This is a genomic window from Pseudomonas sp. FW305-25 (assembly GCF_017351415.1).
Classification (GTDB): domain Bacteria; phylum Pseudomonadota; class Gammaproteobacteria; order Pseudomonadales; family Pseudomonadaceae; genus Aquipseudomonas; species Aquipseudomonas chlororaphis.
The window spans coordinates 171946-192720 of the sequence record NZ_JACNDE010000010.1; the positions used below are offsets into that span (position 1 = coordinate 171946).

A 20775-nucleotide genomic window follows, 5' to 3' on the forward strand; every position below is an offset into this window, starting at 1 on the left:
CGCGACGGCACCCGAAACGGCACGCCCGAGCGCGGCCAGACGTCGGCCCGCGCGCAGCACCCTGTGACAAAGGCTCGTCAGGACCATTCAGCAGGGTTATTTCACCCCTCTCCACAGGCCCCGAAGGCCCATTCCCGAGGGCTCTGGCCGGGGGCTGGAACCTCTAGCAGACAAGCCCTTCGCTGTCGAGATATGGCGGTTGTTGTCCTTTGCGTATACTGCGCAGATGTTTTCCCCTATGGCTTTACGTCCGCGCTGTGCCCGATGGCTCATCGCAACCGGACTCTTCCTGATGCTCAGTGCCTGCGTTGAGAAACCCAGCACGCTCGAGCGAGTAAAGGAGGATGGCGTGCTGCGGGTGGTCACCCGTAACAGCCCGGCCACCTACTTTCAGGATCGCAACGGTGAAACCGGCTTCGAATACGAGCTGGTGAAACGTTTCGCCGACGACCTGGGGGTGACGCTGAAGATCGAAACCGCGGACAACCTCGACGACCTCTTCGACCAGCTGGGTAAACCTAACGGCCCGGTGCTGGCTGCTGCCGGTCTGGTCAGCAGCGAGAAACGCAAGCAGCAAGTCCGGTTTTCACACACCTATCTGGAAGTCACCCCGCAGATCATCTACCGCAACGGCCAGTCCCGCCCCACTGACGCGGGCGATCTGGTCGGCAAGAAGATCATGGTGCTCAAGGGCAGCACCCACGCCGAACAACTGGCCGCACTCAAGCTGAAATATCCCGGCATTCAATACGAAGAGTCCGACGAGGTCGAAGTGGTCGACCTGCTGCGTATGGTCGACGAGGGGCAGATCGACCTGACCCTGGTGGATTCCAACGAAGTGGCGATGAACCAGGTGTATTTCGCCAATATCCGCGTGGCCTTCGACCTTGGCGATGCCAGCAACCAGAGCTGGGCCGTGGCCACCGGCGAAGACAACAGCCTGCTCAACGAAATCAACGCCTTCCTCGACAAGGTGCAGAAGAACGGCACCCTGCAGCGCCTGAAGGACCGTTATTACGGGCATGTGGACGTCCTGGGTTATGTCGGCGCCTACACCTTTGCCCAGCACCTGCAACAGCGCCTGCCCAAATACGAGAAGCACTTCAAGGCCTCGGCCAAGGAAGAAAAGGTCGACTGGCGCCTGCTGGCGGCCATCGGTTACCAGGAATCCTTGTGGCAACCGAGCGTCACCTCCAAGACCGGCGTGCGCGGCCTGATGATGCTGACCCAGAACACCGCCCAGGCCATGGGCGTGTCCAACCGCCTGGACGCCAAGCAAAGCATCCAGGGCGGCGCCAAGTACCTGGCGTACATGAAGGATCAGCTGGACGACAAGATCGAAGAGCCGGACCGCACCTGGTTCGCCCTCGCCGCCTATAACGTCGGCAGCGGCCACCTGGACGACGCCCGCAAGCTGGCGCAAAAGGAAGGGCTGAACCCGAACAAGTGGCTGGACGTGAAGAAGATGCTGCCGCGTCTCTCGCAGAAGCAGTGGTACAGCAAGACCCGCTATGGCTACGCCCGGGGCGGCGAGCCGGTGCATTTCGTCGCCAACATCCGTCGCTACTACGACATCCTGACCTGGGTTACGCAGCCGCAGCTGGAAGGCGACCAGGTGGCCGAGGGCAACCTGCACGTGCCGGGCGTGGACAAGACCAAGCCGACCCAGGAAACCCCGCCGCTTTAAACCCTCTGCGTAGAAAGCCGCTGCCGACGATTGCGACAAGTCCGCAGGACCTGAACAACCATAAAATCGCCACGACCGTTCCGGTCGATCGCAGCCTGCGGCAGCGGCTACAGAGTCTCCGTCAGGCCTTGGCCGCCGCCAGGATCAGCGCCTTCATCTCCGCCACTGCGCCTTTGAAGCCGACGAACAGCGCATGGGCCACCAGCGCATGGCCGATGTTCAACTCGTTGATGCCCTTGATCGCCGCGACCGCCTCGACGTTGTGGTAATGCAGGCCGTGGCCGGCATTGACGATCAGGCCCTGGCCCAGGCCGAAAGCCACGCCGTCGGCCACGCGCCGCAGTTCCTCGGCCACCTCGCTCGGCGTTTCGGCATCGGCATAACGCCCGGTGTGCAGCTCGATGGCTGGCGCGCCCACGCGGCGAGAGGCGGCGATCTGCCGCTCATCGGCGTCGATGAACAGCGACACTTCGGCGCCGATCTTCGACAGCCGCTCTACGGCCGCCTTGATCCGCGCTTCCTGCCCGGCGACATCCAGACCGCCTTCGGTGGTCAGCTCCTGGCGGGTTTCCGGAACCAGGCAGATGTGCGCCGGACGGATGCGCTCGGCGAACGCCATCATTTCCTCGGTGACGCCCATCTCGAAGTTCATGCGGGTTTGCAGCACGTCCTTGAGCAGCAGCACGTCGCGCTCCTGGATATGCCGGCGGTCCTCGCGCAGGTGCACGGTGATGCCGTCGGCCCCCGCCTCTTCCGCGTCCAGCGCCGCCTTGACCGGGTCAGGGTAACGGGTTCCCCGGGCCTGACGCAGGGTGGCTACGTGGTCGATGTTCACGCCAAGAAGAATGCGATTGCTGGTGGTCACGGAAGCGCTCCTGAGGAGTTAGAGATTCGGTGCACAGCATATAGTGTCCGCTCGCGAAAATAACTGCCGGCTTTCGGTCGCACGAGCAAGCCAGGCAGGATTCGAGCGTATTGGCGTAATGGGACGACTAGGGCTTGCGAAACAATTCGCGACTGACCAAGGGCCGACCGCCCAGGTGCACCGCCAGTGCCTGGCGCATCAGGCGCTTGGCCGCCGCCAGCGCGCCGGGGGCGCTCCAGTCGGCTTGCGCCATGGCCAGCAGCTCGGTGCCGTTGAACAGGCCTGGTTGCAACAGGTGAACCTGCTCCAGGCCGGCATCCACCTGCAGGCGGTACATGCCCTGCGCCTCAATCGGCGCGCCGTGGATATCCATGTCCAGGGCGAAGCCATAGCCCAGGTCGTCCAGCAGGCGCCACTCGAACGCGCGCAGCAAGGGCTCAAGGGCGCGGCCTTCGGCCAAAGCCAGCAAGGTTGCCGCATAGTGCTCGAAGATCGCCGGATGCGGGTCTTCGGCGGGCAGCAGGCGGATCAGCAGCTCATTGAGGTAGAGGCCGCTGAACAGCGCCTCGCCGTTGAGCCAGGTGGAGGTTCCCGCGCTTTCCATGCGCCCGACGTTTTTCAGCTCGCCGCGCCCACGAAATTCGACTTCCAGCGGCACGAACGGCCGCGCCAGGGTCCCGGCCTTGCCCCGCGCGCCGCGCAACACCGCGCGCAGCCGCCCCTGGGGCGTGAGGAAGTCCACCAATGCACTGCTCTCGCGATAGGCGCGACTGTGCAGGACATAAGCGGGCTGGCCGATGGGAGCGTTACTGGACATAGGTGTCGGGGGATCTCAAGGCTTGAGAAAGTGACAGGTCCACGGGAAGGTTCGTTGAACCTTTATCGCCAGCGGCTCGCCCCCTGTACGTTACAGGAACGAGGCGCCGGCGACGGGGCAGGATTACAGGTCGCCGTAGCCCAGCGAACGCAGGGCGCGCTCGTCGTCGGACCAACCGCCTTTGACCTTGACCCACAGGTTGAGCATGACCTTGGAGTCGAACAGCAGCTCCATGTCCTTGCGCGCTTCCATGCCGATGCGCTTGATGCGCTCACCCTTGTCGCCAATGATGATTTTCTTCTGGCCATCGCGTTCGACGAGAATCAAGGCATGAATGTGCAGGGTCTTGCCCTGCTGCTTGAACTCTTCGATTTCCACGGTGATCTGGTACGGCAGCTCGGCACCCAGCTGGCGCATGATCTTTTCGCGCACCAGTTCGGCGGCGAGGAAACGGCTGCTGCGGTCGGTGATCTGGTCTTCCGGGAAGAAGTGATCGTTTTCCGGCAGGTGCTTGGCGATCAGGCCTTCCAGGGCTTCCAGGTTGTGGCCTTGCTGGGCCGATACCGGGACGATCTCGGCATTCGGCAACTGCTCCTGCAACCAGGTCAGGTGCGGCATCAGCTCGGCCTTGTCCTCGATGCGGTCGGTCTTGTTGATCGCCAGGATCACCGGGCCCTGCACGTACTGCACACGCTCCAGCACCAGCTGGTCTTCGTCGGTCCACTTGGTGCGGTCAACGACGAAAATCACCACGTCGACGTCTTTCAAGGCCGCCGAGGCGGTCTTGTTCATGTAGCGGTTCAGCGCCTTCTCGTTGCTCTTGTGCATGCCCGGGGTGTCGACGTAGATCGCCTGGATGGCGCCTTCGGTCTTGATGCCGAGCATGTTGTGCCGAGTGGTCTGCGGCTTGCGCGAGGTGATGGCCAGCTTCTGCCCCAGGATATGGTTCAGCAGCGTGGACTTGCCCACGTTCGGACGGCCGACGATGGCGACATAGCCACAGCGTGTTGCGGTTGTATCAGTCATGGCCATTCTCCACGCCCAGGGCAATCAGTGCTGCGGCGGCCGCTACCTGTTCGGCAATGCGACGGCTCACACCCTGACCTCGGCTTTTTTCGTTCAGTAGGGTGATTTCACATTCGACGAAGAACGTCCGGCAATGGGGCTCACCCTGGATATCCACCACTTCGTAGCGGGGCAGTTCACAGGCACGCGATTGCAGGAATTCCTGCAGGCGGGTCTTGGGGTCCTTGTTGGTGTCGACCAGCGTCAGGCTGTCGAACTCGGACGTCAGCCAGGACAGCACGCGCTCGCGCGCGACCTCCATGCCGGCATCCAGGTAGATCGCACCAATCAGCGCTTCCAGGGCATCGGCGAGGATCGACTCACGACGGAAGCCGCCGCTTTTCAACTCACCGGAGCCCAGGCGCAGGTATTCGCCCAGATCGAAACCACGGGCCAGTACGGCCAGGGTTTCACCCTTCACCAGGCGCGCGCGCAGACGCGACAGCTGGCCTTCGCGAGCCTGGGGAAAACGCTCGAACAGCGCTTCGCCGGCGACGAAGTTGAGAATGGCATCACCGAGGAACTCCAGGCGCTCGTTGTTGCGCCCGGCAAAACTGCGGTGAGTGAGGGCCAGGACCATCAGTTCCTGGTCCTTGAAGGTGTAACCGAGCTGACGCTCGAGACGGCTCAAAGAAACGCTCACGGTTTACCCACGCTGAGTTCGTGGTTGAATTTCACCACCTTGGAGACAAGGCACGAGGTGCCTGTGGCAATTAACGCTGTGTTCAAATCCACATCCTGAATATCGTTGACTGCTGCTTCTGGTGACGCCTGGGAGGCTGCCGAACCTGGCGGGCCGGTGTTCTACAAGATCCAGAAAAGCATTCGGCGCTGTGTTCAACAGCGCCGTGTTTGATTACTTGATCAGGCCAACCCGCGAGAAATTCGGCAGGTGGCTGAGTTTCGGTTCGGGCCAGCTCATCCAGACTGCGAAGGCCTTGCCGACGATATTCTTGTCGGGAACCATGCCCAGCAGGTCCTTGGGAATGCTTGGGTCATCCCAGTAGCGGCTGTCGTTCGAGTTGTCGCGGTTGTCGCCCATCATGAAGTAGTGCCCGGCAGGCACGGTCCATTGACGATCCGGGGTGGCCCGGTAGCGGCTCATTTCCTTGCGGATCAGGTGCTCGGCGGCGCCGAGTTTTTCCTTGTAGAGCTCCGCGCTGCCCAGGGTGCCCGGCTCGGAGCCGACCAACTGCTCGGCGACCGACTGGCCGTTGACCAGCAGGCGCTTGTCGCTGGTGTAGCGCACTTCGTCGCCCGGCAGGCCGACCACACGCTTGATGTAGTTGACGTTCGGATCGCTCGGGTAGCGGAACACCATCACATCGCCGCGCTGCGGATCACCGACCTCGATGATTTTCTTGTCGATCACCGGCAGGCGGATCCCGTAAGAAAACTTGTTCACCAGGATGAAGTCGCCCACATCCAGGGTCGGTTTCATCGACCCCGAAGGAATCTGAAACGGTTCCACAAGGAACGAACGCAGCACCAGCACGATGAACAGCACCGGAAAGAACGATTTGCCGTACTCGACCAGCATCGGCTCCTTGTTCAGTTTCTCGATGACCAGTCCATCCGGCTGGCTGACGCTGCCCTGATAGTTGGTAATGGCGGCACGCCGACGCGGCGCCAGAAAGACCAGATCGAGCAACGCCAACAGACCGCAGACGGCGACGGCGATGACCAGCAACAGCGGGAAATTTAGCGACATAGGACCTAACTATCCAACCTGAGCACAGCAAGGAAGGCTTCTTGTGGAATCTCCACGTTACCCACTTGCTTCATGCGTTTCTTACCGGCCTTCTGCTTTTCCAACAGCTTGCGCTTACGGCTAACGTCACCACCGTAGCATTTGGCCAGTACGTTCTTTCTGAGCGCCTTGACGGTTGTCCGCGCCACAATCTGCCCACCAATGGCGGCCTGGATTGCCACGTCGAACATCTGCCGAGGAATCAGTTCCTTCATCTTTTCGGTCAACGCACGCCCTTTGTAGTGCGCGTTGTCACGGTGCACGATCAATGCCAGGGCGTCGACCTTCTCACCGTTGATCAGCACATCCAGCTTGACCAGATTAGCCGATTGGTAGCGATCGAAATGATAATCCAGCGAAGCATAGCCACGACTGGTGGATTTGAGGCGGTCGAAGAAGTCCAGGACCACTTCGTTCATCGGCAGGTCGTAGGTCACCTGGACCTGGCTGCCGAGGAACAGCATGTCGTGCTGTATGCCGCGCTTCTCGATACACAGGGTAATGACGTTACCCAGGTGCTCCTGCGGCACCAGGATATTGGCCCGCACAATCGGCTCGCGCATGTCTTCGATGGACGACAGATCCGGCAACTTCGATGGGTTATCGACGTAGATCGTCTCACCATTCTTCAGTTGCAGCTCGAAAATCACCGTCGGCGCCGTGGTGATCAGGTCCAGGTCGTATTCGCGCTCCAGGCGCTCCTGGATGATTTCCATGTGCAGCATGCCGAGGAAGCCACAACGGAAGCCGAAGCCCAGTGCGTCGGAGCTTTCCGGGGTGTATTGCAGCGACGAGTCGTTCAGCGTGAGCTTTTGCAGGGCTTCGCGGAAGTCTTCGAAGTCATCGGAGCTGACCGGGAACAGGCCGGCGTAGACCTGCGGCTGAATGCGCTTGAAGCCGGGCAGCACTTCGACGTCGGGGGTCGAGCTCAGGGTCAGGGTGTCACCTACCGGCGCACCGTGAATGTCCTTGATACCGGCGATGATGAAGCCTACTTCACCGGCCTTCAGGTCGGTGGTGGCGGTGTGTTTCGGGTTGAATACACCGACGCTGTCCACCAGGTGGATCTTGCCGGTGGATTTCACCAGGATCTTGTCGCCCTTCTTCACGCGGCCATGGCGCACGCGAACCAGGGACACGACGCCCAGGTAGTTGTCGAACCAGGAGTCGATGATCAACGCTTGCAGCGGATCTTCGATGTTGCCGGTCGGCGCGGGAATGGTGGTGACCAGGCGCTCCAGCACCTCGTCGACACCCAGGCCGGTCTTGGCACTGCAGGTCACGGCGTCGGTGGCATCGATACCGATGATCTTCTCGATCTCTTCCTTGACCCGGTCCGGATCGGCCTGTGGCAGGTCGATCTTGTTCAGCACCGGCATGACCTCCAGGCCCTGCTCGATGGCGGTGTAGCAGTTGGCGACCGACTGCGCTTCCACGCCCTGGCCGGCGTCGACCACCAGCAAGGCGCCTTCACAGGCGGCCAGCGACCGGCTGACTTCATAGGTGAAGTCCACGTGGCCAGGGGTGTCGATGAAGTTCAGCTGGTAGGTGATGCCGTCGCGGGCTTTGTAATAGAGGGTAACGCTGTGGGCCTTGATGGTGATCCCGCGTTCCCGCTCAAGGTCCATGGAGTCCAGGACCTGGGCTTCCATTTCACGCTCGGCCAGGCCGCCGCACATCTGGATGAAGCGATCGGCCAGAGTCGACTTGCCATGGTCAATGTGGGCGATGATGGAGAAATTGCGGATATGACTCAAATCACTCACGGATCAACACTCAAAAAGGCTGCAGGCATAGCCCGCCGAAAAATAGCCGGGAATTGTACCTGATAGACGACGCAAGCGTCACGTTCGCCTGTCAGGGGCGCGCAAACGCAAAACGCCCCGGTCTTTCGACAGGGGCGTTTCTCTTGCGCGTGGCGTCATTGGCGCCGGTCAGCCGGCCCGGCGCAACAGCCAGACCCCGGCCAGGGCACAGATCCCGGCGGGAACCAGCACCGCGAACAGCGGCGAGAAACCGAATACCAGGCTCGACGGCCCCAGCAGGTCCTGGGCGATGCGGAAGGTGAACCCCACCAGCACGCCGGTGAACACCCGCTGGCCGAGCGTCACGGAACGCAGCGGACCGAAAATGAACGAGATCGCCATCAATACCAGGGCCGCGGTGACCAGCGGTTGCAACACCTTGACCCAGAACGCCAGCCAGTAGCGACCGTTGTTCAGGCCCTGGTCGGCCAGGTAATGGATATACCCCCACAGACCGCTGATCGACAGCGACTCCGGCGCCATCACCACAGTACTCAGCAATTGCGGGCTCAAGGCCACGTCCCAACGTTCCTGCGGGACGTTGATGACTTCGGTGCTGCCCTCGCGGAAATAGGTGGTGGTGACGTCGCTCAGCTGCCAGTAGTTCTCTTCGAAGCGGGCCTGGCGAGCGAAGCTCGAGGACAGCATGTGCCGCTGATCATCGAAGTGATAACGGGTCACGCCATACAGCAGGCCGTTGGGCTGCACAGCGTTGATGTGGATGAACTCCTCACCCTGGCGGTGCCACAGGCCATGCTTGGAACTTTGCGCATCGCCCGAACCCTGGGCCAGCGCGCGACTGGCCTGCGCCTGGCTTTCCGTGGCAGGAGCGACGTACTCGCCGATCAGCACACCCGCCACCATCAGGAACAGCATCGGCTTCATCACCGCCCAGACGATCCGCCCGATGGACACGCCAGCGGCCCGCATGATGGTCAGTTCGCTATTGCTGGCCAGGCTGCCCAGGCCGATCAGGCAGCCGATCAGGGCCGCCATCGGCAGCATTTCATAAAGCCGGCGAGGCGCCGTCAACGCGACAAAACTCAGCACATCCATCACGGTGTAGCTATCGCTGACGCTGCCCATCTCGTCGATGAAGGCAAACAGCGACGCCAGGCCGAGAATGATCCCCAGTACCGCCAGGATGGCCAGCAGGACACTGTTACCGATGTAGCGATCGAGCTTAACCACGAGCCACCTCCTTCATGCTGCGGCGGCTCGCCAGTTTCAGACGCAAGGGTTCCCAGTACAGCAACCCGAGGCCAATCAATAGAAACAGTCCGTGTACCCACCACAGGCCCAGCGCCTGCGGCAGCTTGCCTTTTTCCAGCGAGCCACGGGCCGCGATCAGGATGGTCAGGTAAGCCATATAAAGAAGAATCGCCGGCAACAGCTTGAGGAAACGGCCCTGGCGCGGGTTGACCCGGGACAGCGGCACCGCCATCAGGGTCACGACAAACACCAGAAGCGGCAGGGAAATACGCCATTGCAGCTCGGCATGGGCGCGCAGGTCCGGGTTGCCGATCAGATCGCGGGTCGGCATGGCGTCACGGTCGGTAACTTCTTCACTGACATCCGGCTTGGCCAGCAACACGCCGTAGGTGTCGTACTTGATGATCCGGTAATCGGCCTGGCCCGGATTACCGTCGTAGCGATAACCGTTTTCCAGAATCAGGTAGCGGTTGCCGTCCGGACGGACGTCCTGGTGCCCCTTCTCCGCCACCAGCACCGAGATGCCCTGGTCCTTCTTGTCCTGGCTCAGGCGTTTTTCCGAAATGAACACGCCACCGAGGTTGGTCCGGTCATCGGACAACTGCTCGGTGTAGGTCACCCGCGTGCCGTCGTTGAGGGCCTGGAAACGGCCTGGCACCAGGGTATCGAACTCGGTCAGCGCATCCTGCTTGTTGAGGATCAGCTGGAACTGGTTGGCGCCCTGAGGCGCCAGGCTCAGGCTCAGCCAGGCCACGATCAAGGCAACCAGGGTCGCCGGAATCATGGTCATGCCCAGCAGGCGCTGCTGGCTCATGCCGGTGGCCGAAAGCACAGTCATTTCGCTTTCGAGGTACAGCCGGCCATAGGCCAGCAGAATGCCGAGGAACAGCCCCAGGGGCAGGATCAATTGCAGGAAGCCCGGCATGCGGACCCCCATGATCAGGAACAGCGAGCCCGGGTCCAGTGCGCCCGAGGCCGCTTGCGCGAGGTATTTGACGAAACGTCCGCTCATGATGATGACCAGCAGTACAGCGCTCACGGCGCTCAGGGTCAGCAACACTTCGCGGGATAGATAACGGAAGACGATCAAACCAGACACTCCAGGGTTGTCAGGCTAAGGCGGCCAAACAAGCAAACACGGCCCGTGAAGCCGAGCCGCCGAAAAAGATGGCGCATTATCCTGTGATTGCATGCGCCTGTCACTGCGCATGCTCACGCAGGCCTCTAAAGCGGCGAAGTTCACTCATGGGAGGGTTGTCAGCCTCGACCGCCGGGGTTCAAACTGGCGGCCCTGTCGTTGGCCGCTGCCGACGCCTCTTCCTTATAAAAGCTGCATACATGACAAGCCCGGCGCACGGCATTGGCCCTGCGCTCTTTGACCATTAATTCAGGGACCCGGACATGGAACTGGTTGTAAAAAGCGTTAGCCCGGAAACGTTGAAGACCGCCACCCTGGTGGTCGCCGTCGGCGAAGGCCGCAAGCTCGGCAGCGTTGCCAAACAACTCGACGAGCTCAGTGGCGGCGCCATCGGCGCGGTACTCAAGCGCGGCGACCTGGACGGCAAGGTCGGCCAGAGCCTGCTGCTGCACGCCCTGCCGAACCTGAAGGCCGAACGCGTCCTGCTGGTCGGCACCGGCAAGGACGCCGAACTGGGCGACCGCCCGTTCCGCAAGATCGTCAGTGGCATCCTCAATACCCTCAAGGGCCTGGGTGGCAGCGATGCCGCACTGGCGCTGGACGAAGTGGTGGTCAAGGGCCGCGACAGCTACGGCAAGACCCGCCTGCTGGCGGAAACCCTGGTGGACGGCGAATACAGCTTCGACCAGTTCAAGAGCCAGAAAGCCGAACCGCGCGCCCTGAAGAAAATCACCCTGCTGACCATCAAGGCCGCTCAGGCCGAAGTCGAGCGCGCCGTGGCCCACGCCAAGGCCATCGCCAACGGCATGGCATTCACCCGCAACCTGGGCAACCTGCCGCCGAACATCTGCCACCCGACCTTCCTCGGCGAACAGGCCAAGGCCCTGGGCAAGGAATTCAAAGCCCTGAAAGTCGAAGTCCTCGACGAGAAGAAGATCAAGGAACTGGGCATGGGTTCGTTCTATGCCGTGGGCCAGGGCAGCGCCCAGCCGCCGCGCCTGATCGTCATGCAATACAACGGCGGCAAGAAGTCCGAGAAGCCGTACACCCTGGTCGGCAAGGGCATCACCTTCGACACCGGCGGCATCAGCCTCAAGCCTGGCGCCGGCATGGATGAAATGAAGTACGACATGGGTGGCGCCGCCAGCGTGTTCGGCACCCTGCGCGCCGTGCTGGAACTCAAGCTGCCGATCAACCTGGTGTGCATCCTGGCCTGCGCCGAGAACATGCCGAGCGGCACCGCTTCGCGTCCGGGCGACATCGTCACCACCATGAGCGGCCAGACCGTGGAAATCCTCAACACCGACGCCGAAGGCCGCCTGGTGCTGTGCGATGCCCTGACCTACGCCGAGCGCTTCAAGCCACAGGCGGTGATCGATATCGCCACCCTGACCGGCGCCTGCGTGGTCGCCCTCGGTTCCCACACCTCGGGCCTCCTGGGCAACAACGACGAACTGATCGGCCAGTTGCTGAGCGCTGGCGTTCAGGCTGACGACCGTGCCTGGCAACTGCCGCTGTTCGACGAGTACCAGGAACAGCTGGACAGCCCGTTCGCCGACATCGCCAACATCGGCGGACCGAAAGCCGGGACCATTACCGCTGCCTGCTTCCTGTCGCGCTTCACCAAGCAGTACAACTGGGCGCACCTGGATATCGCCGGTACCGCCTGGACCAGCGGCGGCAAGGACAAGGGCGCCACTGGCCGTCCGGTTCCTCTGCTGACCCAGTACCTGCTGGACCGCGCCAAAGCCTGAAACCTATGACCTCGGGGTGCGCCCACACGCGGCGCACTCCCGGGTTCAGGAACCGCAATGACCAAAGTCGACTTCTATATCCTTCCCAGCGCGGATCCTTCGGCGCGTTTGGATTTCGCCTGCAAGCTCACCGACAAGGCCTGGCGCATGGGGCACCGCATCTACCTGCATTGCAGCGACGCGGCCCAGCGCGATGAGCTCGATGCCCGGTTGTGGCGCTTCAAGGGCGAAACCTTCGTGCCCCACGGCCCCGCCGAAAGCGAACCGGATGGCCTGATCATTCTCGGCCTGGGCGATGACCCCGGCGAGCACCATGACCTGCTGGTCAACCTGGACCTGAAAGTCCCGGCATTTGCCCAGCGTTTCGCCCGCATTGCCGAAGTGGTGGTGGAAGACCCGACTATCCGCCAGGCCGCTCGCGAGAGTTTCCGTTTCTACCGCGAACAGGGCTATCCTCTGCAAGATCACCGTTTACAGCGACTCTGAGCCATCGATGGACACTCCCAAACCGCTGCAAAAGTCCGCGCACCTGTTGGATGACCTCGAGTCCATCCGCCAACTGCTCGGCGATGACGACCTGCAACCTCCGCTGCTGACCGAGACCGTCGACGGCGAAGTGCAGATTCCGCTGCTGTTCGACATGGTCGGCGGCAAGCCTGCCGTCGAAACCCACGAACAGGCGCCGGCAGAACCACAACCGGCTTCCGCTCCGGTGGTCGAACTGCAACCTGCCCCCGTAGTTGCCGCGCCAGCCCATACACCGGCACCGACACCGAAACCCGCGCCAGCACCCAAGAGCCAGGACGCCCTGCTGCACCTGGACAGCGAACTGCGCGCCGCCGCGCAACTGATCATGCAAGACGTGATCGACGACTTCGCCCCGCACATCGAAACCGAGATCAAGCGCCGCCTCGATGCGCGGCTGGAACGGCTGCTCGCCGCAGCTTCAAGCGGCAAGCTATAAGCGGCAAGTAAAAGCCAGGAAGGACGCCCACCTCTTGCAGCTTGCGGCTTGTAGCTTGCAACTGCCCCCCTCCGCTATACTTCCCGGCTTTTCCTGAATAAATGCCAATAGGGTCCCGCCGCGCATGGATAAGACCTACCAGCCGCACGCCATTGAAACTTCCTGGTACCAGACCTGGGAGTCAGAGAATTACTTCGCCCCGCAAGGCGCGGGCGACTCGTACACCATCATGATTCCGCCACCGAACGTCACTGGCAGCCTGCACATGGGCCATGGCTTCAACAACGCGATCATGGATGCCTTGATCCGCTTCCGCCGCATGCAGGGCCGCAACACCCTGTGGCAGCCGGGTACCGACCACGCCGGTATCGCCACCCAGATGCTGGTGGAGCGTCAGATCGAAGCCCAGGGCCAGAATCGCCACGATCTGGGCCGGGAAAAATTCCTCGAGAAAGTCTGGGAGTGGAAGGATCAGTCCGGCGGCAACATCAGCCGTCAGATCCGCCGCCTGGGCTCGTCCGTCGACTGGAGCCGCGAGCGCTTCACCATGGACGACGGTCTTTCCGAAGCCGTTAAAGAAGCCTTCGTGCGCCTGCACGAAGATGGCCTGATCTACCGCGGCAAGCGTCTGGTCAACTGGGACACCAAGCTGCACACCGCGATCTCCGACCTCGAAGTGGAAAACCACGACGAGAAAGGCTCGCTGTGGAACCTGCGCTACCCGCTGGCCGACGGAGCCAAGACCGCTGAAGGCCTGGACTACCTGATCGTTGCCACCACCCGTCCGGAAACCATGCTCGGCGACTCCGCCGTGGCCGTTAACCCGAACGATGAACGCTACAAGGCGCTGATCGGCAAATTCGTCGAGCTGCCGCTGGTGGGTCGTCGCATCCCGATCATCGGCGACGACTACTGCGACCCTGAATTCGGCACCGGCTGCGTGAAGATCACCCCGGCCCACGATTTCAACGACTATGAAGTCGGCAAGCGCCACAACCTGCCGCTGCTGAACATCTTCGACAAGAACGCCGAAGTGCTGCCGGCCGCCCAGGTGTTCAACCTGGACGGCACGCTGAACGAAAGCATCGACGGCAAGATCCCGGCCGAGTTCGCCGGTCTCAACCGCTTCCAGGCGCGCAAGGAAATCGTCGCTGCGTTCGACGCCGCCGGCCTGCTGGTCAGCGTCGACGACCACGCCCTGAAAGTGCCGAAAGGCGACCGCTCCGGCACCATCATCGAGCCGTGGCTGACCGACCAGTGGTACGTCTCCACCAAGCCGCTGGCCGAGCCGGCCATTGCCGCCGTGGAAGACGGCCGCATCGCCTTCGTGCCAAAACAGTACGAAAACATGTACTTCTCCTGGATGCGCGATATCCAGGACTGGTGCATCAGCCGCCAGTTGTGGTGGGGCCACCGCATCCCGGCCTGGTACGACGAGTCGGGCAAGGTCTATGTAGGCCGCGACGAAGCCGAGGTGCGCGCCAAGCACAGCCTCGGGCCTGATGTCGCCCTGCAACAGGACAACGACGTCCTCGACACCTGGTTCAGTTCGGGCCTGTGGACCTTCTCCACCCTGGGCTGGCCGGAGCAGACCGAATTCCTCAAGACCTTCCACCCGACCGACGTGCTGGTGACCGGTTTCGACATCATTTTCTTCTGGGTCGCCCGGATGATCATGCTCACCATGCACCTGGTGAAGAACGAAGACGGCACGCCGCAGGTTCCGTTCAAGACCGTGTACGTCCACGGCCTGGTTCGCGACGGCCAGGGCCAGAAGATGTCCAAGTCCAAGGGCAACGTCCTTGACCCGCTGGACATCATTGATGGCATCGAGCTCGAAGCCCTGGTGCAGAAACGCACCACCGGCATGATGCAGCCGCAACTGGCGAAGAAGATCGAGAAGCAGACCCGCCAGGAGTTCGCCGACGGCATCGCCAGCTACGGCACCGACGCCCTGCGCTTCACCTTCTGCTCGCTGGCGTCCACCGGCCGCGACATCAAGTTCGACATGGGCCGTGTCGAAGGCTATCGCAACTTCTGCAACAAGATCTGGAACGCCGCGCGCTACGTGCTGGACAAGGGCGAAGACTGCGGTCAGAACGGCGAAGCCTACGAGCTGTCGCTGGCCGATCGCTGGATCATCTCCCAACTGCAGCGCACCGAAGCCGAAGTGACCCGCCAACTGGATCAGTTCCGCTTCGACCTGGCGGCCCAGGCGCTGTACGAGTTCATCTGGAACCAGTACTGCGACTGGTACCTGGAATTGTCCAAGCCGGTACTGTGGGACGAAAACGCGCCGGTCGAGCGCCAGCGCGGCACCCGCCGCACCCTGGTGCGCGTACTGGAAGTGGCGCTGCGCCTGGCCCACCCGTTCATGCCGTTCATCACCGAAGAAATCTGGCAGCGCCTGGCGCCGCTGGCCGGGGCCGAAGGCAAGACCATCATGCTGCAGCCTTGGCCGGTGGCCAATGAAGCACGCATCGACCAGGCCGCCGAAGACGACATCGAATGGCTCAAGGGCCTGATGCTCGGCACCCGTAACATCCGTGCCGAAATGAACATCGGCCCGGGCAAGCCACTGGCGTTGTTCCTGAAGAACGTCAACGCCGAAGACCAGCGTCGCCTGAGCGAAAACGAGACCCTGCTGAAGAAGTTGGCCAAACTCGAATCGATCACCGTGCTGAAGGCCGGCGACGAAGCACCGCTGTCCGCCACCGCCCTGGTCGGCGAGATGGAAGTGCTGGTGCCGATGGCCGGGCTGATCGACAAGGGCGCCGAACTGGCGCGCCTGGACAAGGAAATCCAGCGTCTGCAAGGCGAAGTCCAGCGGGTCGGCGGCAAGCTGTCCAACGCCGCCTTCGTCGACAAGGCCCCGGCCGAAGTCATCGACAAGGAACGCGCCAAACTGGCCGAGGCCGAACAGGCCCTGGGCAAGCTGGCCGAGCAGCACGCACGGATTTCCAGCCTGTAACGGCGATCCGAGCGGTAAAAAAGGGAGCTCTGCAAGGGGGCTCCCTTTTTTGTGCCCGGCCGACAGGCTTGGCACTTCTGTAGGAGCGCAGCTTGCTGGCGATAAAGGAAAACGCGGTGTGCCTGGGATAACGCTTCGCGGGCAAGCCTCGCTCCTACAGAAGCCACGCGGCTTGGGCAGATATGGGACAATGCGCGCCACCTTGAGCCATACCCGAACCGATTTCGCCCATGACTGCCCCCCGCCCTCCCAAAGCTTCGCGCACCAAGCCTCAACCTGCAGCTCCGGCCAAGGCCGTCGCGCCACGGGAAAAGGCCAGCCTGCACCCGCGCAATCGCCATCAAGGCCGCTATGACTTTCCCCAGTTGATCAAGAGCACCCCGGAGCTGGGGGCTTTCGTGATCATCAATCCTTATGGCAAGGAGAGCATCGACTTCGCCAACCCGGCGGCGGTGCGGGTGTTCAACCGGGCATTGCTCAAGGCGTTCTACGGCATCGCCCATTGGGATATTCCGACCGACTTCCTCTGCCCTCCGGTCCCCGGTCGTGCCGACTATGTGCATTTCCTGGCCGACCTGCTGGCCGAGCGTAACGAAGGCGTAATTCCCCGCGGCGCAGCGGTGCGGGTGCTGGACATCGGGGTCGGCGCCAACTGCATCTACCCACTGATCGGCCACTGCGATTACCGCTGGCAATTTCTCGGTTCCGACATCGACACCACGGCCCTCGCCGCCGCCAAGGCGATCGTCCAGGCCAACGGCCTGAACAAGGCCATCGGCCTGCGCCAGCAGACCAACCGCAAACAGATCCTGCTGGGGCTGCTGGAGAACGACGAACGCTTCGACCTGACCCTGTGCAATCCGCCCTTCCATGCCTCCCTGGAAGAAGCCACGCGCGGTAGCCAGCGCAAATGGCGAGCACTGGGCAAGGCCGATCCCAAGCGCAAGCTGCCGGTACTGAACTTTGGCGGCCAGGCGGCGGAGTTGTGGTGCGAAGGTGGCGAAGCGCGCTTCGTGACCCAGTTGATCGGCGAAAGCGCCCAGGTGGCGCAACAGGTGCTGTGGTTCAGCACCCTGGTGTCGAAAGCCTCGAACCTGCCGGCGATTCAGGCCGCGCTGAAAAAAGCTGGAGCCCTGGAGAGCCAGGTGGTGGAAATGTCACAGGGACAGAAACAGAGCCGCTTCGTCGCCTGGACCTTCAAGGACAAGGCACAGCAACAGGCCTGGCGCCAGGAGCGTTGGGTTCAAAAGGGATAGATACGAGGGGCAAAACGGCGATTTACCTTGCGTAAATCGTTGCGGCCTTAGAGCCTGAAAACCGTGCCCGGAAGCGTTCCGAGGCACGGTCTTACTGCAGTCTTACTTGTTGATCGAGTCGGTCAGGCCTTTAGCCACAACCAGCTTGATAACTTTCTTGGCAGCGATTTCGATGGCAGCGCCAGTCGATGGGTTACGGCCAGTACGGGCAGGACGCTCGGTCACTTTCAGTTTGCCGATACCTGGCAGAGTGATTTCGCCGCCATTTTCCAATTGATCAGCAACGATCTGGGCCAGTTGGTCCAGAGCGTTACGCGCGGTGGTTTTCGGCGCGTCGATAGCTTCAGCGATATCAGCGATCAGTTGGTCTTTAGTAATAGCCATTGTGGTGTTCCTTCCCTATCAAATTCATTTGGATTGCAGAGTGCAGTGTCAGCCATCGAGCCAGATCTTGTGGATCTGGCACCCCGGTCACAACCACGAAAGATCGGGGTTATAGATACCGAAATCAGGGTTTGGTTCGACCTGACAAATGCTGAATGCACGCTTAACGCCGAGACATCGCGTAAGACGGGGCAAAACTAGCACAGAGACGGGGAAATATCCGCCTCTACCTAGCCATTTGGTCAGCTTTATTGCTCTAAATCCGTAAAAAAATGCATAAGCTTGACCCAGGCCGCCTTCCACACCCTTCAAACAGCGCCAAAACCAGCGGGTGCGGTACACTGGGCACTTTTTCGGGGAGTCACGCCCTCTCCCGCCAACCAGCCGAGAAGCCCATGCCGATCCGCCATTGCATCGTCCACCTGATCGACAAAAAACCCGACGGCACACCCGCAGTTCTGCACGCCCGCGATTCCGAACTGGCTGAATCCGCGGCCATCGAGAACATGCTCGCCGATCTCAACGAAAGCTATAACGCCAAACAGGGCAAAGCCTGGGGTCTGTTCCACCCGGAGTCCGGCGCGTTTCCCTTCAGCGGCTGGCTGAAGGAATACCTCGATGGCGGCCAGGACTTCACCGCCTTCAGCCGCGTCGCGGTCGAGCACCTGCAAAAGCTGATGGAAGAATCCAACCTGTCGGTCGGCGGCCACGTGCTGTTCGCCCACTACCAGCAAGGCATGACCGACTACCTGGCCATCGCCCTGCTGCACCACAGCGAAGGCGTGGCGGTGACCGACGAGCTGGACGTGACCCCGTCGCGTCACCTGGATCTGGGCCAACTGCACCTGGCCGCGCGGATCAACGTCTCCGAGTGGCAGAACAACAAACAGTCGAAACAGTACATCTCGTTCATCAAGGGCAAGAACGGCAAGAAAGTCTCGGAGTACTTCCGCGACTTCATCGGCTGCCAGGAAGGCGTCGACGGCCCGGGCGAGACCCGTACCCTGCTCAAGGCGTTCAGCGACTTCGTCGAAAGCGAAGACCTGCCGGAAGAGTCCGCCCGGGAAAAGACCAAGGCCCTGGTGGACTACGCCAGCAGCCAGGCCAAGCTCGGCGAACCCGTGGGCCTGGAAGAACTCTCGGAGCTGATCGACGAGGACCGCCCCAAGGCGTTCTACGATCACATCCGCAACAAGGACTACGGCCTGTCGCCGGAAATCCCGGCGGATAAACGCACCCTCAACCAGTTCCGCCGCTTCACCGGCCGCGCCGAAGGCCTGTCCATCAGCTTCGAGGCGCACCTGCTGGGCTCGAAGATCGAGTATGACGAAGAAGCCGGGACCCTGATCATCAAGGGCCTGCCGACCCAACTGACCGATCAGCTCAAGCGCCGCAACTGATGCTGCAGGGCGTGCTGAAGAAATTCCTGCTGATCCTGCTGGTGGTCGTGGCGTACCAGAACTGGGGCAAGATCGAGCACCTGTTCAACCCCTCGCAGGCCGCCTCGGAGCAGGTCCGGGCCAATGCCCGGGTGGTGCTCTACGCCACCGACTGGTGCGGCTACTGCAAGGCCACCCGGCGCTTTCTCGATCAGAAGGGCATTGCCTTTCGCGAGTTCGATATCGAGAAGGATGCCGAGGCACGCAAGGCCTATACCGAGCTGGGAGGCGCCGGAATTCCGATCCTGGATGTCAATGGCACCTTGATCCGTACCTATGACCCCGACGGGATCATGGCGGCGTTGCAACGTTAAACGCATCGCGAACAAGCTCGTTCCTACAAGGGGTCGAACACCCTCTGTCGGAACGAGCTTGCGCGCGATAGCCCTGCCGCCTTACAGCGCCTCAATACGGAACCCGAAACGCGGGAAGTGCACATGCACCAATCCGCCGCGTGGGTCTTCGCGGCGCAGGATCAACTCCTCGCGCCCGGCAAACAGCAACTCCCCTTCCACCGGATCGACGCCATAGTCGGTCGCCGCGATCCGCACCTGCTGGCCAGCCTGGAAACCGTTCGGGTCTATGAAGGCTTCATCCGGCAAGGCTGCCGGTGTAGCCCTGCGCGCCACTTCCAGCGCCTCTTCGGAAGTCATGGCACTCGAAGCACCATGACCGAACCCCAGTACCCGGGCCAGCCACGCCGACACCGCCGGATAGGCGTCCACCAGCGGCGCAGTCACCGGCGTGCCCTTGAGAAACCACAGGGGGTGGGCCATGGCAAAGTCGGCAATCGACGGCTCACCGAACAGGAAGTCGCCCTCCTCACGTTGCAACTGCTGCTCCAGGCGCGCCATGAGCGTCGGCCATTGATGCTTGGCCAACTCCAGCGGCACACGGGTAGAACTGCCGCCGCTGAACAGCCCGGCGCGGTCGGTCATGAAGGCCTTGACCGCTTCCGGCGGCAAATGGCCGAAACGCACGGCCGCCGACTCAGGCTGGAATACCAGGCTCACCGTATGCTGGAACACCACCGAATCGGCCCAGGCCGCGAAGGTCGCGCTGACCATTTCCCGGCCTTCGGGAAACAGTGCCGGCGAGGCCTTTTCCTGCTCCAGCCGCCGGGCGATCAGCGCCGTGTCGCAATAGATATCGGCACCGACCTGCAACACCGGGGTCTTGCGATAACCACCCGTCAGCGCGGTGAGATCGGGTTTGGGCATCACCGGCGAGATCTTCACCGAGCGCCAGGACAAGCCCTTGAAGCCTAGCAACAGGCGGGCTTTTTCCGCGAAAGGCGAGGTCGGGTAATGATGCAGAATCAACTCTGACATGCTGGGGTCCACCGGATAAGTAGGAAGAACCAGCTTAGCGTGCAAACGCCTGGCAGCCCACCGCTCTGCCTGATGGCAACGTATCAGTCAGTTTGATAAGCCACGACGGCCGAGGCCACCAGGCACTCCTTGGCGCTTTTCCTAAGTTTCTTGATCAGCCGTTCCTGGCGCAGGGCTTCGCTCTTGTCGCGACAAGCTTCGGTGTAGACCAGCGCGACGGCCGGGCTGGAGAGGAAGAAGCGTGCGCCCTTGCCGCTCTGGTGCTTGGCGAAACGCTTGACCGGGTCGTCGCTGATGCCGCAATACAGGGCGCCGTTGGCGGCGCGCACCAGGTAGA

Annotated in this window: 19 protein-coding genes; 8 read left to right on the forward strand and 11 right to left on the reverse strand. The window is 62.0% G+C overall.

All coding sequences use genetic code 11. The features are described from left to right. Nucleotides 1-226: 226 nt before the first annotated feature. On the forward strand, nucleotides 227-1687 hold the full coding sequence (gene mltF, locus J4E58_RS12675) for a membrane-bound lytic murein transglycosylase MltF (RefSeq protein ID WP_087091331.1): 1461 nt from the start codon (nucleotides 227-229) through the stop codon (nucleotides 1685-1687). Between the two features lie 121 nt (nucleotides 1688-1808). Here the strand turns inward: mltF and pdxJ are convergent, their stop codons facing one another. The 8 genes from pdxJ to lptF all read right to left on the reverse strand — a co-directional run bounded on the left by pdxJ (nucleotide 1809) and on the right by lptF (nucleotide 10291). Beyond that, entirely contained in the window at nucleotides 1809-2552 is a 744-nt protein-coding gene (pdxJ, locus tag J4E58_RS12680) for a pyridoxine 5'-phosphate synthase (protein ID WP_007932164.1), read from the reverse strand. 127 nt (nucleotides 2553-2679) lie between these two features. Next, nucleotides 2680-3369, reverse strand: a complete 690-nt coding sequence (gene recO, locus J4E58_RS12685; protein WP_007932161.1) for a DNA repair protein RecO — start codon at nucleotides 3367-3369, stop codon at nucleotides 2680-2682. A 123-nt stretch (nucleotides 3370-3492) separates the two neighbouring features. Beyond that, on the reverse strand, nucleotides 3493-4395 hold the full coding sequence (gene era, locus J4E58_RS12690; protein ID WP_007932155.1) for a GTPase Era: 903 nt from the start codon (nucleotides 4393-4395) through the stop codon (nucleotides 3493-3495). Then, nucleotides 4388-5077 (reverse strand): ribonuclease III, encoded by a 690-nt coding sequence (gene rnc, locus J4E58_RS12695; RefSeq protein WP_009042306.1) that lies wholly within the window; start codon nucleotides 5075-5077, stop codon nucleotides 4388-4390. The genes era and rnc overlap by 8 nt, the downstream gene beginning before the upstream one ends. Before the next feature lie 213 nt (nucleotides 5078-5290). Further along, nucleotides 5291-6145 carry a signal peptidase I gene (gene lepB / locus J4E58_RS12700; protein WP_007932153.1) on the reverse strand — a complete coding sequence of 285 codons (855 nt, stop codon included), beginning with the start codon at nucleotides 6143-6145 and terminating at the stop codon, nucleotides 5291-5293. 5 nt (nucleotides 6146-6150) lie between these two features. Further along, entirely contained in the window at nucleotides 6151-7950 is a 1800-nt protein-coding gene (gene lepA, locus J4E58_RS12705; protein WP_007932152.1) for a translation elongation factor 4, read from the reverse strand. A 168-nt stretch (nucleotides 7951-8118) separates the two neighbouring features. Continuing rightward, complete coding sequence (gene lptG, locus J4E58_RS12710; protein WP_087091330.1) at nucleotides 8119-9180, reverse strand: LPS export ABC transporter permease LptG; 1062 nt, start codon at nucleotides 9178-9180, stop codon at nucleotides 8119-8121. Beyond that, a complete protein-coding gene (gene lptF, locus J4E58_RS12715) occupies nucleotides 9173-10291 on the reverse strand; it encodes an LPS export ABC transporter permease LptF (RefSeq protein WP_007932149.1) in 1119 nt (372 codons plus the stop codon). Before lptF ends, lptG begins: the two co-directional genes overlap by 8 nt. Before the next feature lie 311 nt (nucleotides 10292-10602). Here lptF and J4E58_RS12720 point away from each other — a divergent pair, with 311 nt between their 5' ends. The 5 genes from J4E58_RS12720 (at nucleotide 10603) to rlmF (ending at nucleotide 17284) form a co-directional block, all read left to right on the forward strand. Continuing rightward, on the forward strand, nucleotides 10603-12093 hold the full coding sequence (locus J4E58_RS12720) for a leucyl aminopeptidase (protein WP_053259736.1): 1491 nt from the start codon (nucleotides 10603-10605) through the stop codon (nucleotides 12091-12093). Between the two features lie 57 nt (nucleotides 12094-12150). After that, nucleotides 12151-12579, forward strand: a complete 429-nt coding sequence (locus tag J4E58_RS12725; RefSeq protein ID WP_087091329.1) for a DNA polymerase III subunit chi — start codon at nucleotides 12151-12153, stop codon at nucleotides 12577-12579. Between the two features lie 7 nt (nucleotides 12580-12586). Next, nucleotides 12587-13057, forward strand: coding sequence for a DNA polymerase III subunit chi (locus J4E58_RS12730; protein WP_087091328.1), 471 nt, complete (start codon nucleotides 12587-12589; stop codon nucleotides 13055-13057). A 124-nt stretch (nucleotides 13058-13181) separates the two neighbouring features. Further along, nucleotides 13182-16028 (forward strand): valine--tRNA ligase, encoded by a 2847-nt coding sequence (locus J4E58_RS12735; protein WP_087091327.1) that lies wholly within the window; start codon nucleotides 13182-13184, stop codon nucleotides 16026-16028. Nucleotides 16029-16258: 230 nt separating this feature from the next. Continuing rightward, entirely contained in the window at nucleotides 16259-17284 is a 1026-nt protein-coding gene (gene rlmF, locus J4E58_RS12740) for a 23S rRNA (adenine(1618)-N(6))-methyltransferase RlmF (protein ID WP_087091326.1), read from the forward strand. A gap of 102 nt (nucleotides 17285-17386) precedes the next feature. Here the strand turns inward: rlmF and J4E58_RS12745 are convergent, their stop codons facing one another. Next, nucleotides 17387-17668 carry an HU family DNA-binding protein gene (locus tag J4E58_RS12745; protein ID WP_007932138.1) on the reverse strand — a complete coding sequence of 94 codons (282 nt, stop codon included), beginning with the start codon at nucleotides 17666-17668 and terminating at the stop codon, nucleotides 17387-17389. Between the two features lie 395 nt (nucleotides 17669-18063). Between J4E58_RS12745 and yejK the strand changes: the two genes are divergently transcribed. Both yejK and J4E58_RS12755 read left to right on the forward strand, forming a co-directional pair. Beyond that, a complete protein-coding gene (gene yejK, locus J4E58_RS12750; RefSeq protein WP_007932136.1) occupies nucleotides 18064-19068 on the forward strand; it encodes a nucleoid-associated protein YejK in 1005 nt (334 codons plus the stop codon). Continuing rightward, the gene (locus J4E58_RS12755) at nucleotides 19068-19421 is read left to right on the forward strand and encodes a glutaredoxin family protein (protein ID WP_007932134.1); all 354 of its coding nucleotides are present in this window, start codon (nucleotides 19068-19070) and stop codon (nucleotides 19419-19421) included. The genes yejK and J4E58_RS12755 overlap by 1 nt, the downstream gene beginning before the upstream one ends. A gap of 81 nt (nucleotides 19422-19502) precedes the next feature. Here the strand turns inward: J4E58_RS12755 and J4E58_RS12760 are convergent, their stop codons facing one another. Together J4E58_RS12760 and J4E58_RS12765 are read right to left on the reverse strand one after the other, a co-directional pair. Beyond that, nucleotides 19503-20438 carry a glutathione S-transferase family protein gene (locus tag J4E58_RS12760; RefSeq protein ID WP_087091325.1) on the reverse strand — a complete coding sequence of 312 codons (936 nt, stop codon included), beginning with the start codon at nucleotides 20436-20438 and terminating at the stop codon, nucleotides 19503-19505. Nucleotides 20439-20521: 83 nt separating this feature from the next. Beyond that, nucleotides 20522-20775, reverse strand: a 254-nt coding sequence (locus J4E58_RS12765) for a GIY-YIG nuclease family protein (RefSeq protein WP_207255314.1), incomplete at its 5' end; no start/stop codon positions are given.

Bases quoted from the DNA above. Each gene is read 5' to 3' on its own strand.
- J4E58_RS12755 (WP_007932134.1), top strand. From the start codon at position 19,068: ATGCTGCAGGGCGTGCTGAAGAAATTCCTGCTGATCCTGCTGGTGGTC.
- rlmF (WP_087091326.1), top strand. From the start codon at position 16,259: ATGACTGCCCCCCGCCCTCCCAAAGCTTCGCGCACCAAGCCTCAACCT.
- recO (WP_007932161.1), bottom strand. From the start codon at position 3,369: ATGTCCAGTAACGCTCCCATCGGCCAGCCCGCTTATGTCCTGCACAGT.
- yejK (WP_007932136.1), top strand. From the start codon at position 18,064: ATGCCGATCCGCCATTGCATCGTCCACCTGATCGACAAAAAACCCGAC.
- mltF (WP_087091331.1), top strand. From the start codon at position 227: ATGTTTTCCCCTATGGCTTTACGTCCGCGCTGTGCCCGATGGCTCATC.
- J4E58_RS12725 (WP_087091329.1), top strand. From the start codon at position 12,151: ATGACCAAAGTCGACTTCTATATCCTTCCCAGCGCGGATCCTTCGGCG.
- J4E58_RS12720 (WP_053259736.1), top strand. From the start codon at position 10,603: ATGGAACTGGTTGTAAAAAGCGTTAGCCCGGAAACGTTGAAGACCGCC.
- J4E58_RS12735 (WP_087091327.1), top strand. From the start codon at position 13,182: ATGGATAAGACCTACCAGCCGCACGCCATTGAAACTTCCTGGTACCAG.
- era (WP_007932155.1), bottom strand. From the start codon at position 4,395: ATGACTGATACAACCGCAACACGCTGTGGCTATGTCGCCATCGTCGGC.
- J4E58_RS12760 (WP_087091325.1), bottom strand. From the start codon at position 20,438: ATGTCAGAGTTGATTCTGCATCATTACCCGACCTCGCCTTTCGCGGAA.
- lepB (WP_007932153.1), bottom strand. From the start codon at position 6,145: ATGTCGCTAAATTTCCCGCTGTTGCTGGTCATCGCCGTCGCCGTCTGC.
- J4E58_RS12730 (WP_087091328.1), top strand. From the start codon at position 12,587: ATGGACACTCCCAAACCGCTGCAAAAGTCCGCGCACCTGTTGGATGAC.
- J4E58_RS12745 (WP_007932138.1), bottom strand. From the start codon at position 17,668: ATGGCTATTACTAAAGACCAACTGATCGCTGATATCGCTGAAGCTATC.